We start from the raw sequence: 12,894 nt of genomic DNA, 5'->3' as shown, positions 1-12,894 counted from the left end.
AGAAAGAGCATGATCATCATCGGCGGGGGGCTCGGCGGCCTCTCCACCGGGGCCTACGGCCAGATGAACGGCTACAGCACCCGGGTCTTCGAGATGCACGAGATCCCGGGAGGCTGCTGCACCGGCTGGGGCCGCGGCGACTTCACCTTCGACGCCTGCGTCAGCTGGCTGCTCGGCAACGGTCCGGGCAACGAGATGCACCAGATCTGGCTCGAACTCGGAGCGCTCCAGGGCAAGGAGATGCGCCACTTCGACGTCTTCAACACCGTGCGCGGCAAGGACGGCCGCACCGTCTACTTCTACTGCGACCCCGACCGGCTCGAAGCCCACCTGGTGTCCCTGTCCCCGCCCGACACCCGCGCCATCCGGTCCTTCTGCAAGGGCCTGCGCAGGTTCATCGCCTGCCTGCCCTCCTATCCCTTCCTCACCCCGGTGGCGCTGATGAGCCGCCGGGAGCGCTGGCGGATGCTGGCGGGGTTCCTGCCGTACTTCAACCTCTTCCGCACTTCGATGTCCGTGCTGATGGCCGAGTACTCGGCCCGCTTCAAGGATCCGCTGCTGAAGGAGGCCTTCAACTACATCCTCTACGAGAAGCACCCGGGATTCCCCGTCCTGCCCTTCTACTTCCAGATGGCCGCGCAGGCCCACCGCTCGGCGGGGGTGCCCGAGGGCGGCTCCCTGGGACTGGCCCGCTCCATCGAGCAGCGCTACCTGCGGCTCGGCGGCCGGATCACGTACAACGCCATGGTCGAGGAGATCCTGGTCAAGGACGACCGGGCGATCGGGGTACGCCTCTCCGACGGCCAGGAGCACCACGCCGACATCGTCGTCTCGGCCTGCGACGGCCCCTCCACCTTGCTGAACCTCCTCGACGGCCGCTACCTCGACGGCGAGTACGCCACCTTGTACCGCGAGACCCTGCACCGGCCCGGGATGGTCTTCCCCGGCTACACCAGCGTCTTCCTCGGCCTGCGCCGCCCCTTTCCGCACGCCGACCCCACCACCACCCACCTGCTGGACGAGGCGACCGCCGCCAAGCTGACGGGCATCCGGCACCCGAGCCTCAACGTGCAGTTCCGCAGCCGCTTCTACCCCGAGCTCTCGCCCCGGGACACCACCGTCGTCTACGCCACCTACTTCTCCGACACCGCCCCCTGGCGACAGCTGGCCGAGGGCCCGGAACGGCTCAGCCGGGCCCGCCGCGGAACGGAACTCCACACCCTCCCGGTGCGGCGCGGCAAGGAGTACGCCCTCGCCAAGCGGCGCACCAGGAACGCCGTCATCGACTTCCTCGAAGGGCTCTACCCGGGACTCAAGGACTCCATCGCGGTACGCGACACCTGCACCCCCCTCACCCAGATCCGCTACACCGGCAGCTTCGAGGGCACGTTCCTCGGCTGGCAGCCCTTCGTGGAGAGCGGCGAGGCGATGGAGGAGCTGGTCAAGAAGAACGGCCCCGTGCTGCCCGGCCTGGAGAACTTCTACCTCTCCGGGGTCTGGGCCACCACCGGCGGCCTCATCCGCGCCGCCGCCGCCGGACGCCAGGTCCTGCAGTTCATCTGCCGGGACGACGGCATCGACTTCACCGCCGACGTCGACACCAGCGCACCCCTGCCGACCCATGTGGACATCCCGGTCGGCCCGCGCCACTGAACCCCACCGGCCGGCCCGCACCGCTTCGCCCCCGCCCCACCGAGAAAGGCACCCCGTGACCGCGCCCCCCCATGCCGCCGGCCTCGCCCCGGAACCGCTCGCGTACCCCTTCTGGACCACCGAGGGGCTCGGCCTCCCCGACGCGTACCGAGCGCTGCGCGACCGGCCCCCCGCCCGCGTCCGGCTCCCGTACGGGGACGACGCCTGGCTCGCCACCCGCTACGAGGACGTGCGGGCGGTCCTGTCGGACCCCCGGTTCAGCCTCGCGGAGGCCGTCCGCCGCGACCAGCCCCGGATCGGCCCCATGCCCCGGGCGGGCGGCGGCCTCATCGCGCTGGACGCACCGCGCCACACCCAGCTGCGCGCGCTGCTGGCCAGGGAGTTCACCGCACGCCGCATCGAACGGCTCCGTGACCGCGTCCACCGGGCGGCCGACGGGCTGCTCGACCGGATGACCGCGGCCGGTCCGCCCTCGGACCTGGTCGAGGACCTCGCCTTCCCGCTGCCCATGACCCTCATCTGCGAACTCGTCGGAGTCCCCGAACAGGACCGGTCCGCCGTACGGGCGTGGGCGGACACCGTGTGCTCCGGAAAGGTGACGCCCGAGGTCGTCCAGCGGCATGCCGAGGACTTCTTCGCCCGTATGCACGGCTGGATCGAGGCCCGGCGCCGCGCCCCCGCGGCGGACCTGATCACCGTCCTGGTACGGGCCGGCGACGACGGAGACCTCACCGAGGACGAGCTGACGGGACTGGTCAACGAACTGCTCGTCGGCGGCTTCGTCACCACCACCAACCAGATCGCCAACTTCTTCGCGGTCCTGCTGCTCCCCGGGGAGGCCGGTACCGGCGGCCCGGAACTCCTGGCCGCCGTCCGGGCCCGGCCCGAGCTGATTCCCCGGGCCGTCGAGGAACTCCTGCGCTACGTCCCCCTGCTCAACGGCCTCACCCTGCCCCGCTACGCCACCGAGGACGTCGAACTGGGCGGTGTGCTCGTCCGGGCCGGCGAGCCGGTCGTGGTCTCCCAGGCAGCCGCCAACCACGACCCGGGGGCCTTCCCGTCCCCCGACCGCATCGCGCTACAGCGGACCGGCACCCCGCACATCAGCTTCGGCCACGGCATCCACTACTGCCTGGGCGCGCACCTGGCCCGGCTCGAACTCCAGGTGGTCCTGGAACGCGTGACGACCCGGCTGCCGGGCCTGCGGCTCGCCGCCCCGGAGGAGGAGCTGGACTGGCGCTCGAAGGAGTTCTTCAGCGGTCTGCGCGCCCTGCCAGTGGCCTGGTGAGGGTCGCGGCGCCCGCTCCCGGTTGCCGGGCGGGGGTACGGCGCCCGCTCCCGGGCGCCGTCATTCGGGCCGGGGGCGGGTGAGCGGTACCTGCCAGACCAGGCGGGTGCCGCCGCCCGGAGCGGCCGCCGCCTCCATGGTGCCGCCCTGCCGGTGGGCGCGCTCGGTGAGGTTGCGCAGCCCGCTGCGGCGGCCCTCCGCGCGAAGCCCCACACCGTCGTCGGAGACGGTCAGCGTCAGCCGGCCGGCCGCCACAGTGAGGGAGACACCGACACCGGTCGCGCGGGCGTGCCGGGCGACGTTGGACAGCGCCTCCTCCAGGACGGCGACCGCGTCCTCCGCGACGGACTGCGGCACGTCGGTGTCGATCAGCCCCTCCATGCGCAGCGACGGCGTGAACCCCAGCACCCGGGCCGCGTTCTCCACCCGGGCGGCGGCCTGCGCCCGCAGGCTCAGCCGCCGGGGGTCGGACTCCCGGGCCCGCAGCCCGAATATCGTCGAGCGGATGATCTTGATGGTCTCGTCGAGGTCGTCGACGGCCCGCATCAGCCGCTCGGCGGCCTCGGGGTGCTCGACGAAGCGCAGCGAGCTCTGCAGGGTCATCCCCGTCGCGAAGAGCCGCTGGATGGCGAGGTCGTGCAGATCGCGGGCGATGCGGTCGCGGTCCTCCAGCAGCGTCACCTGCTCGGCGACGCGCCGGCGCTCGGCCAGCTCCATGGCCAGCGCGGCCTGACCGGCGAACGACAGCAGCGGCTCGGTCTCAGCCGAGGTGAAGGGCACGCCGGTCTCCTCCCTGGCGAGCATCAGCACCCCGCGGGCCTCGCCGTCGTTCAGCATCGGCACCGCCACCACGGGGCCGAGCCCGTTCCAGCGCGGCGGACCGACGGTGATCCGGGGGTCCTTCTGGATCTGGTGGGTGGTGATGGGTTGCCCTGTGGCCAGCGCCGCGCCCATGAAGGAGCCCTCGACCGGCAGGACCAGCCCGCGGTGGCTCTCGGCGTCGGTGCCGACCGCGATCACCGCCTGGAGGTCGGTGCTGCCCGGCACGGGCAGCGCCAGGACGCCGAGGTCGGCGCCGAGGATCCGGTTGGCGTGCCGGACGATGCCTTCGAGCACGGTGTCCTCGTCGGCGCCGGACAGCAGGTCGGCGGTCACCTGGCCGTTGGCCTCCAGCCACAGCTGCCGGTCGCGGGCGGCCTTGTAGAGGCGGGCGTTCTCGATGGCGACACCGGCGGCCACCGCGAGGGTGCGCAGGACGGTCTCGTCCTCCCCGTCGAACTGCGCGCCGCCGCGCTTCTCGGTGAGATAGAGGTTCCCGAAGACCTCGTCCCTGACCCGGATCGGCACACCGAGGAAGGAGTGCATCGGCGGATGGTGGGCCGGGAAGCCGTGCGAGGCCGGGTGGTCGGACAGCTCCGACAGCCGCAGCGGTTCGGGATGGCGGATCAGCTCGCCGAGGATGCCGTGGCCGGACGGCAGCGGGCCGATCGCGGCGGCCTGCTCCCCGGTGACCCCGCTGGTCAGGAACTGCGACAGCTGAGTGCCCTCGATGACACCGAGGGCGCCGTACTCGGCGTCGACCAGGATGACGGCCGCCTCCACGATCCGCCGCAGCACCTGGGCCAGGTCCAGCTCGCCGCCCACGGACAGCACGGCTTCGAGGAGGTTGTGCACGCGGTCCCGGGTGGTGCGGACCGCGTTGATCCGGATCTGCAGTTCGTCCAGTAGTTCGTCGAGCTGCAAACGCGGCAGCTGCTCGTTCCCGTCACCGACACCGTCGCCCACCCGTAACCTCCGTATGCCCCTCGCCGTGGAACGTGCCGTTCACCGGGGTCCCACGTTAGCGGGCCGCGGGCACCGGGCCCCGTCCCGGGCGGAGATCGGTACCCCGGCGGCCCGGCGACCGGAAGTCCGGGGTACCGGGCCGCCGCGCCCGTCCAGGTGCTCGCCGCCTGGTCGGAGCGGTCCGAGCGGGCCCCGGCGCGGACGTCCGCCGGCTGCCGCTGACGGGCGCGGTGCCGCCGGCGGTCAGATCAGCTGGTGCCAGGCCGCCGCGACGCCGTCGGCGATGCGTACGGCCCAGGCGCGGATCTGCCCGCGGTCGCGGTGGTCGCCGGCCCTGCCCTGGCCGAGCAGCTGCCGGGCGACGAAGCCCGGCGCTCCGGCGACCAGCCTGCCGCCGAACGTGACGTGGTCGGCGGCGTCCAACCGCTCGGTGATCCGCGCCGCGTTGCGCAGCGGCGGGACGGCCCGCTCCGCCGCGTCGTCGTCCAGCGGCCCGCTGCTGAACAGCCAGACCGGAACCTCCAGCAGGGCCCTGCGGTGGTGCCGGGCGAAGCGGCGCGCGTCCTTGAGCCAGCGGCCGGCGTACACCCCGGAGCCGAGCACCACCGCGTCGTACCCGCTGATGTCGCCGACCTCGGCGGCGGGGCGGACCGTCGCCGCGACACCCCGCTCGGCGGCGGTCCCGGCGATCCACCCGGCGATCTGCGCCGTGGATCCGTTCCGCGACGCGTAGACGACGAGGATGCGCGGTCCGGCCATGGTGATCACCCCGTCTTCGCAGGTGCGGTCAGGTGCGGTCAGGTGCGGTCAGGTGCGGTCAGGTGTGGTCAGGTGAGGTGCGTCCGGTGACCGGCCGGCCCGCGTCGGCCCGCCCGGTCCGCTGTGAGCCGCCTCGTCCGTGGTTCCCCTCCCCCTCCACTGTCCGGCACCGGCCGGGATGTATCGACCGGGGCCGCGGACCGGCCGCCGCAGGGCGGGCCGGTCCGCGGCGGAAGCGGCCGACGCACCGCGGAAGCGCGTGGCCGCGCCGAACCGCGGCCCGCGGCGGGACCGCGTACGGCGGGCCGGCGTACGGCTGCGGGCCCGGTCGGTCCGGCGGCCGGCCCCGGGCCGTCCCGGCGCGGACGCCCGGCCTTTGCCGACCGGTACCCATGGGGATGATGCTGGAGACAGGGGGCGTATCGGGAGGTAAAGGTCATGACAGGTACTGTCGTCGCGGGTGTGGACGGTTCACCGGCGAGTATCGCCGCCGCGCACTGGGCGGCCCGCGAGGCCGAACGCCGGGCGGCGGACCTGCGGCTGCTGCGGGTCGTGCCGCCGGAGACCGGCCGCGGCGCCGTCGCGGCGTCCGCCGGCCAGGACCGGCGCACCCGCCCCGGAGGCGGCTCGCTGGAGGAGGCGGCGGTCCGGCTGCGACACACCTACCGTGACGTGGTCATCACGACCGAGGAGGTGGCCGCGAACCCGCTCCCCGGGCTGGTCGCGGCCGGCGAGGGCGCCGGACTGCTGGTCCTGGGCTCGGGAGGGAAGAACGCGATGAGCGGGCTGCTGCGGGGGTCCGCGGCGCTCGGCGCCGTCAGCCACGGCAGGTGCCCCGTCGTCCTGGTCCGGGCCGGACAGCGGTCGTCCGACGAGCACCGGCCGGGCTCCCACCACTGCGTGACGCCGGGCGCCCCGTACCGGGACGTCGTCCTGGGGCTCGACCTCCCGCGGCCCGCCGAGCGGGCGATCGCCTTCGCCTTCGACGCCGCGTCCCGCCGCTGCGCCACCCTGCGCGTCATCCACAGCTGGAACATGCCGCCGCCGCGCACCCTCGGCGAGGCCGAGGCCGAGCCGCGCCCGCGCACCGGAAGGGCGGCCGAGGAGGCGGAAGCCCTGGAAACGGTGCTCGGTCCCTGGCGGGCGAAATTCCCCAAGGTCGCGGTGGTCGCCGAATCGGTCGTCGGCAGCGCCGCCGGCCACCTGCTCGACGCGGAGGCGGACGCCTCGCTGCTGGTGCTCGGCCACCGCGCACCCACCCGGGGCGCGGGCCCGCACATCGGCTCCGTGTCGGACTCCGTACTGCACCACGCCATGGTCCCGGTGGCCGTCATCCCGCACGCCGACCCGGAGGCCGCCGGGTGACCGCGTGACCCGCGGGGGGCCGGCACGTACCCCGCACGGGTGTCCCGCCCGGCGCCGAGGTGTCCCGGCCGGGCCCACCCGCCCGCACCGCGCGCGGACCGGCCGGTGGGGCCTGCCCCGGCGGTTCCCGGTGGTCCGCGGGCGTCCGGCCGCACGAAGCCCCGTGGCGGTCCGGCCGCCCGGCCGCCCGGCTGTCCGGCCGCCGCGGGGGAGCCCGCGGGGCCGCGTCGACCGATTGCCGCCGCTTGCCGGGCGGTCGCATGCTGAGGGCATGGCGCTCGTCGACACGCAGCAACTGACCGGCTGGGCCGTGGGGAAACCGGGGCCGACGGCCTCCGGGCCGCTGATCCCGGACGCACCGGACACACCGGGTGCCCCCGGCACCGCGGCGGCCAGGGGCTAGGGTCTGTCGTGGGGATCTCCGTGGGCGCAGGAGCGGGGGCCGGTACGCCCGGCCGGCTGCGTTCTCGTCGGTCGACACCGGCCCCTGTGCCCGGTGGCCGGGCAGGGACCCCGACGGCGCCCCCTCCCTCCGCGGCCGTGCGTACCGGGCCACGCCCCCGCCATCCTCGCTGAGCCGAACGGCAGGCCCCGGCTCGGGCGGTTCCGATCGGGAAGCGAACGCGCGGCCGGGCGTGACGGGCCGGTCACGGTCTGGCGGAGCCCGGGGGCGGTCGGGCCTTGGCGCTTCCGGCGGGGCCCGGCGGGTCAGGGGGCGGGGCGGGCGCGGACGGTGTCGGCGATGTCCAGGGCCCACTCGCGGATCCGGCGCGGGTCGCAGAAGTCGCCGCCGTCGCCCTGGGCGACCAGGCGGCGGGCGAGGAAGCCGCGGGCGTCGTCGACGAGGCGGCCCCCGAAGGTCATGTGGTCGGCGGCGTGCACGCGCTCGGCGATGCGCGTCACCTCCCGGGTCGGCTCGATGCCGTACCGCGCGCTCACCGGGTCCAGCGGGCCGCTGCTGAACAGCCACACCGGCAGTCCCAGCAGCGCCTCGCGGTGCCGCCGGGCGAAGCGGCAGGCGTCGCGCAGCCAGTGCCCGGCGTACAGGCCGGAGCCGAGCACCACGGCGTCGTACCCGGCCACGTCGCCGACCTCGGCCGCGGGCCGTACGTCCGCCCGCAGCCGCTCGCCGGTGAGCGCGTCACCGATCCAGCGGGCGATCTCCGCCGTGGAACCGTACTTCGACGCGTACGCGACGAGGACGCGCGCCCCTGGCGCCCGGTCGGCGGCCGCCGTCGGGTGCGTCGGGCCGGTCGGTCTCCGCCGCTGTGCCATGGCGTCGCCTCCTGGACTCGCTTCCCCCTGGGACCGCCCCCGCCGCCGCGCACGGTTCGGCCGGCGGCCTCCGGAACGGGCGCCCCGGACCTCGGCCCCGCGCCCGCGGTCACGCCGCGGTGACACGGCGCCCGGTGATCAGGACCGGGTCGACGCGGACCCACTCCTCCCGTTCGCCGCCCGCCCATGGCGCCGTGTGGGCCGCCGCCACCAGCCGCCGTACGTCCTCCGGGTCGGTGACCCGCGTGGCCGAGCCGGTGATGTTCACGCTCCAGCCCTGGCTGAGGGCGTCGTCGATCCGGTCGACCTCGAAGGCCACCACGGAGTCCGCCGCGAGCGCGGGCGCGGTGCCCGGCGCGGTCCTGAAGACCACCGTGCCGTCCACCACGTCGTAGTTGACCGGGATGATCGCCGGTCCCTGCGCGGCGGCGACCGCGATCCGCCCGATGCCGTGGTCGGCCAGCAGGGCCCGGCACTCGGCGGGGTCCAGCTCGGTCAGGACCGGGTTGCGGGCGGCCCTGCCGGCGCCGGGCGGCACGCCGGCGTCGCCGCCCCGCAGCCGGGAGACGGTGGTGTCCAGCGCCTCCGCGAGCCGCTGCAGGAAGCCGGGGCCCGGCGACGCGCCCGGCTGCTCCTCCACGTACCGCAGATAGCCCGGGTCCACCCCGGCCCGTTCCGCGGCCTCCGGGGCGGTGAGACCGAGCTGGTCCCGCCGCAGCGCCAGTCGGCGGCCGATGTCGCCGCCCGTGCCCGCTTGGTCCGTCATACGAGATCGCACCCCTTCGGTGTCGCGCGCCGCTGCCGGCGCTCCTGGTGACCCCGGCGGCCGAGCCGTCCTGGAGCCGTTCGCCGAGCCCCCGCGGCCGGGCCCCCCTGGGCCGGCCGCCGTGCTGCGGGCCGTCACCGCCCCGCCGACCGCGGTCGCGGCGGCGCCGCGGGCCGCCGGGCCGGGACGTCCCGCCGGGCGGACCGGCCGGGTCCGCCGAGGACCAGCGCGTTCATGGAGACCAACCCCTCGGTGCCGGGTGCGCGGGCTCCGCTCGCCGCGAAAGCCCCTCGGTACCAGTTTTGTCCCGGTCGCGGCGACGCGCACGGGCCGAAGGGACCCCGGCGCCGGGCCGGTCGGCCCGGGGGAGCGGCGCGCGCGGTGTGCGCGGAGCGCCGAAACAGGCGTCCGTATCGGAGAAGCCGAAGGAAGGCGCTATCCGGCCGGGCCGAGAACGCGCGGGGCCGATCATTCCCCGGGCGCCGGAATTCCGCCGCGGCGCCGGGAAAGAAGCCGATCTTGCTTCCCGGTCGGCGGACCGGGCCGAGCCGAGAGCAGCGGGACGGGAGAAGCAGCGGGACAGGAGAAGCGAGACGAGGGAGGACAGGGACAAGGCGCGGGCGGCGGAGCGGCAGAGGCGCCCCGTGCGGCGGGCGCCGGGGAACGGGCCGGCGGTACGCCGGCCGGTACGTCAGCCGGTCGCCGCGGGAGCGCTCTCCTCCGGCTCCGAAGCGGCGACGCCCGCCCGCTCCGCGGGGTCCGCGCTCTCGGCGGGCGCTTCGGGGACGCGGTGGCCGACGACCAGCTGGACGCCCGCCCCGACGGCGACGGCCGCCACCGCGAACGCCGGCCAGCCGAGCGTGCGCGGCAGCACCAGCGAGGTGATCAGCGCCGGGGCGATGATGGACTGGAGCGCGGTACCGAGCTGGAAGGTGGCCAGGTACTGGGCGCGCCGGTCGGGCCGGGCCAGCTCGTAGGAGATGGTCCAGCCGCCCGCGGACTGCAGCAGTTCGGCGCAGGTGACCAGGACCGCCGCCAGCACGGCCAGGGCCGAGGCGATCCAGACGTCGTTAATCACCTTCATGCCCCAGCACGCTATCGCGAACCCGGCCAGCGCGAAGCCGCACCAGCGCATGGAGGCCACCGCGCCGCTCAGCCGTTCGGCCGGCCGGGAGAAGCGGGCCTGGAAGAACACCGCCATGACGGTGTTGAGCACGTAGAGCGGTCCGTACAGGCCGATCGGCACATGCGTGTAGTGGGAGATCCACAGCGGCAGGGCCAGCGGGAGCAGCGTCAGGTGGATGGCGAGCAGCCCGTTGAGGACGGCCGCGGTCACGTACCGCACATCGCTGCGCAGGGTGGGGCGGCGGGTCTGGGACGGGGCCGCCACCACGGTCAGCCGGGTCACGCCGACCCGTTGCAGCAGCAGCGCGCAGAACCCGAACGAGACGGCGTTGCCGCCGACCAGCAGGGTGAAGCCGGTCGCGGAGCCGGTCTGGATGGCGGTGGTCGCGGCCAGCGCGCCGATGCCGAACCCGATGTTCCGGGCGGCGCGCACCTTGGCCAGGGTGTTCACCCGTTCCTCGGCGGACACCACCGAGCTGACCACCGCCTGGCTGACCGGCGGCACGGCGGTGTCGGCCAGGCCGATGCAGCAGGCCAGCACGACGAAGAGGGTGAAGCTGTGGGTGAAGCAGTAGGCCGCGTAGCCGAGGCCGCGCCAGGCCTGGAGCCCGACGTACACCCGGCCGGCGCGGATCCGGTCGGCGAGCATGCCGAGGGGGACGGCCCCGAGGAAGCCCGCCAGTCCCGCCAGCGACAGGCCGATGCCCACCTGGTCGGCGCTGAGGCCGACCACCTTGGTGAAGTAGAGCGCGGACCCGGCGTAGAACATGCCGCTGCCCAGCGAGTCGACGACGGCGATACCGGCCAGCCGGCGGCCGATGGCGGAGTTGGGCACCAGGGCGTCGGCGAGTTGCCGGCGGACACCCGAACGTAAGTTCTTGACCGGGGGTTCGGCGGTTTCCGGGCCTGACGGCGTGGTAGTCATACTCTCCGCTCGAATCCGGTCGGTCGGGGACGGCCTTTCGGGGTCGTTGGCGTCGACGGCAGGACCCACCGCGCATAGTAGGTGAAAAACCCTTCGGTGCCTAGACAGAGGTGGCCGAACCGGAACGGTCGCCCGCCCGGCCCCCGGCCGCCCGCGCCGCGGGTCCCGTCGGTGGCGCGCCCGCGGGCCTGGCCACCGCCCCGCGGCGCCGCCGCCGGGCGGCGGCGGCCCCGCGGACGCGCTGCGGCGGTCGGCCGGTTCGGCCGCATCTTTCACAACGCATCGACCGGTTTTTCACAAACGCCGTTTCTCCACCGGCCCCGGACAATAGAGTACGTGTCCGAATCAAGACAGGCTTCGTATCCCGGTGCGGATACGGCTTGGCTGACCAGAAGCGGAACAACAGGGGAGCCGCACTATGGCTGACGGACTTGACTCGGTCGGCGCCAGAGATCTTTTCCAGGCGCTGTTGAGTGATCCCAATGCCGATCCGCGGGACATGCAGCGGCGGTTCGACTGGCCGGCTCCGCACGTCGTGTCCGCGCTCGGCCAACTCGTCGACCTCCAGCTGATCGTGCCCGCGCCCGCGGGGGAGGGGCCGCAGGGGGCGGACGGCGCGGGATCCGGCGAGGGGCGGCAGCCGGCCCTGCAGCCGCCGCCCGCGCAGCCGCCCGCGCAGCCGCCCGCGCCGCCGCTGGGCGAGCAGCCGCAAGGCCGCCGGGACGCCGGTGGCGGCAGCCGGCTCTCGACCGCCTCGCCGAGGTCGTCCCTGTTGCGGCTGATCGAGCAGGAGGAGGCGGAGCTGGAGGCCCTGGTGTCCAGGGTCCGGGTGATCAGGACCGCCATGGCCGCCCTCGCCGCCGAGTACGGCACCCTGCACGCGCGGGAGACCGGCCGGGAGTGCGCCGAAGTGGTGCTCGGCCGGGAGGAGATCGACGCGCTGCTGGTCGAGGCGGGCCGCGGCGCCCGCCGGGAGGTGCTCAGCATGAACCACCCGCTGCCGCTCACCGCCCAGTTGCTGGCGGGCCGCGACGCGGGCGGCGGGCCGGCGGCGCGCGTGCTGCACCTGGCGTCCACGGTGCGCACCCCGCGCGGGCAGATGGCCGCGCACGCCCTGCGTGACGCCCGCACCGAGGTGCGGCTGGCGGCTCACACCCCTTTGCGGGTTCTGGTGGTCGACTGCTCCCTGGCGGTCCTGGAAGTGGTGGAGGAACGGGCGCTGCCCGCCGCCCTGCTGCTGAGCGGCCGGGGGTCGGCGGAGGTCGTCCGCGAGGTGTTCGAGTTCTGCTGGCTGTCCGCCCGCCCGCTGCACGCGTTCGCGGCGCAGGAGGCGGATCCGGACACCGGCGCGGCGGCCGGCGCGCGGACCGGTCCGGCGCCGGGTCCGGTATCCGGTCCGGCGCCCGGTCCGGCATCGGGTCGGGTACCGGCCGTGGGGGCGGACGCCGCCGGACCCGCCGCGCGCCCGGGCCTGCCCGAGCCGAACGAGTTGCAGCGGGCGGCGCTGCGCATGCTCACCAACGGTATGAAGGACGAGGCGATAGCCCGCCAACTGGGCATATCCGTAAGGACGTTGGGCCGCCTGATCGGCAGTCTGATGGCTGACCTGAACGTGACGAGCCGTTACCAGCTCGGCGTGCAGGCATCGATGCTCGGCTGGGCGTACTGAGGCCGCGCCGGCACCGGACGGCCCGCCGCGCGGGGTGGCCGGGCGGTGACCGGCGCCGGCCGCCGGGCCGGTGTCCTGAGGTCGCCACGGCAGAAGTCGGACAGCGGGAGGCGCTTTACTCGCCCTCGCCGGTCTTGCAGGATCGTGCCGTCGACGGGAGCCGCCGCTGCCTCCTGCCGAGAACGGGGCGGCTGCCGTGGGGAGCCGGTCGGCACTCCGCCGGCCACCCGCCGCCGCATCCCCGGCCGACGGCCGGGCAAGGCCAGTTACCACTCCTACGGAAC

Annotated in this window: 10 protein-coding genes; 5 read left to right on the top strand and 5 right to left on the bottom strand. The window is 74.9% G+C overall.

Annotated features, from left to right (window positions below):
• Positions 1-9: 9 nt before the first annotated feature.
• On the top strand, positions 10-1,653 hold the full coding sequence (locus RLT57_RS01460) for a phytoene desaturase family protein (RefSeq protein ID WP_399129741.1): 1,644 nt from the start codon (positions 10-12) through the stop codon (positions 1,651-1,653).
• A 55-nt stretch (positions 1,654-1,708) separates the two neighbouring features.
• A complete protein-coding gene (locus RLT57_RS01455) occupies positions 1,709-2,941 on the top strand; it encodes a cytochrome P450 (RefSeq protein WP_311295527.1) in 1,233 nt (410 codons plus the stop codon).
• 60 nt (positions 2,942-3,001) lie between these two features.
• On the opposite strand, the gene RLT57_RS01450 is transcribed toward RLT57_RS01455, so the two are convergent.
• Complete coding sequence (locus tag RLT57_RS01450; RefSeq protein ID WP_311295526.1) at positions 3,002-4,726, bottom strand: GAF domain-containing sensor histidine kinase; 1,725 nt, start codon at positions 4,724-4,726, stop codon at positions 3,002-3,004.
• A 243-nt stretch (positions 4,727-4,969) separates the two neighbouring features.
• The gene (locus tag RLT57_RS01445) at positions 4,970-5,485 is read right to left on the bottom strand and encodes a flavodoxin domain-containing protein (protein ID WP_311295525.1); all 516 of its coding nucleotides are present in this window, start codon (positions 5,483-5,485) and stop codon (positions 4,970-4,972) included.
• A 438-nt stretch (positions 5,486-5,923) separates the two neighbouring features.
• On the opposite strand from RLT57_RS01445, the gene RLT57_RS01440 reads away from it, so the two are divergent.
• Together RLT57_RS01440 and RLT57_RS01435 are read left to right on the top strand one after the other, a co-directional pair.
• Entirely contained in the window at positions 5,924-6,850 is a 927-nt protein-coding gene (locus RLT57_RS01440; RefSeq protein ID WP_311295524.1) for a universal stress protein, read from the top strand.
• Between the two features lie 271 nt (positions 6,851-7,121).
• On the top strand, positions 7,122-7,253 hold the full coding sequence (locus tag RLT57_RS01435) for a hypothetical protein (RefSeq protein WP_311295523.1): 132 nt from the start codon (positions 7,122-7,124) through the stop codon (positions 7,251-7,253).
• Between the two features lie 305 nt (positions 7,254-7,558).
• On the opposite strand, the gene RLT57_RS01430 is transcribed toward RLT57_RS01435, so the two are convergent.
• From RLT57_RS01430 to RLT57_RS01420, 3 genes are all read right to left on the bottom strand, one after another.
• Positions 7,559-8,125, bottom strand: coding sequence for a flavodoxin domain-containing protein (locus RLT57_RS01430; protein WP_311295522.1), 567 nt, complete (start codon positions 8,123-8,125; stop codon positions 7,559-7,561).
• Between the two features lie 109 nt (positions 8,126-8,234).
• Positions 8,235-8,891, bottom strand: a complete 657-nt coding sequence (locus RLT57_RS01425) for a helix-turn-helix domain-containing protein (protein ID WP_311295521.1) — start codon at positions 8,889-8,891, stop codon at positions 8,235-8,237.
• A 691-nt stretch (positions 8,892-9,582) separates the two neighbouring features.
• The gene (locus RLT57_RS01420; RefSeq protein ID WP_311295520.1) at positions 9,583-10,941 is read right to left on the bottom strand and encodes an MFS transporter; all 1,359 of its coding nucleotides are present in this window, start codon (positions 10,939-10,941) and stop codon (positions 9,583-9,585) included.
• 418 nt (positions 10,942-11,359) lie between these two features.
• Between RLT57_RS01420 and RLT57_RS01415 the strand changes: the two genes are divergently transcribed.
• Complete coding sequence (locus tag RLT57_RS01415) at positions 11,360-12,610, top strand: helix-turn-helix domain-containing protein (RefSeq protein ID WP_311295519.1); 1,251 nt, start codon at positions 11,360-11,362, stop codon at positions 12,608-12,610.
• The last annotated feature ends 284 nt before the right edge of the window (positions 12,611-12,894 follow it).

Origin of the sequence: Streptomyces sp. ITFR-21, assembly GCF_031844685.1 — a bacterium.
Taxonomy (GTDB): domain Bacteria; phylum Actinomycetota; class Actinomycetes; order Streptomycetales; family Streptomycetaceae; genus Actinacidiphila.
The sequence above is the reverse complement of the archived record's forward strand: the minus strand, read 5'-3'. Positions and strand labels throughout refer to the sequence as shown.

Bases quoted from the DNA above. Each gene is read 5' to 3' on its own strand.
- RLT57_RS01460 (WP_399129741.1), top strand. From the start codon at position 10: ATGATCATCATCGGCGGGGGGCTCGGCGGCCTCTCCACCGGGGCCTAC.
- RLT57_RS01445 (WP_311295525.1), bottom strand. From the start codon at position 5,485: ATGGCCGGACCGCGCATCCTCGTCGTCTACGCGTCGCGGAACGGATCC.
- RLT57_RS01440 (WP_311295524.1), top strand. From the start codon at position 5,924: ATGACAGGTACTGTCGTCGCGGGTGTGGACGGTTCACCGGCGAGTATC.
- RLT57_RS01435 (WP_311295523.1), top strand. From the start codon at position 7,122: ATGGCGCTCGTCGACACGCAGCAACTGACCGGCTGGGCCGTGGGGAAA.
- RLT57_RS01430 (WP_311295522.1), bottom strand. From the start codon at position 8,125: ATGGCACAGCGGCGGAGACCGACCGGCCCGACGCACCCGACGGCGGCC.
- RLT57_RS01425 (WP_311295521.1), bottom strand. From the start codon at position 8,891: ATGACGGACCAAGCGGGCACGGGCGGCGACATCGGCCGCCGACTGGCG.
- RLT57_RS01420 (WP_311295520.1), bottom strand. From the start codon at position 10,941: ATGACTACCACGCCGTCAGGCCCGGAAACCGCCGAACCCCCGGTCAAG.
- RLT57_RS01415 (WP_311295519.1), top strand. From the start codon at position 11,360: ATGGCTGACGGACTTGACTCGGTCGGCGCCAGAGATCTTTTCCAGGCG.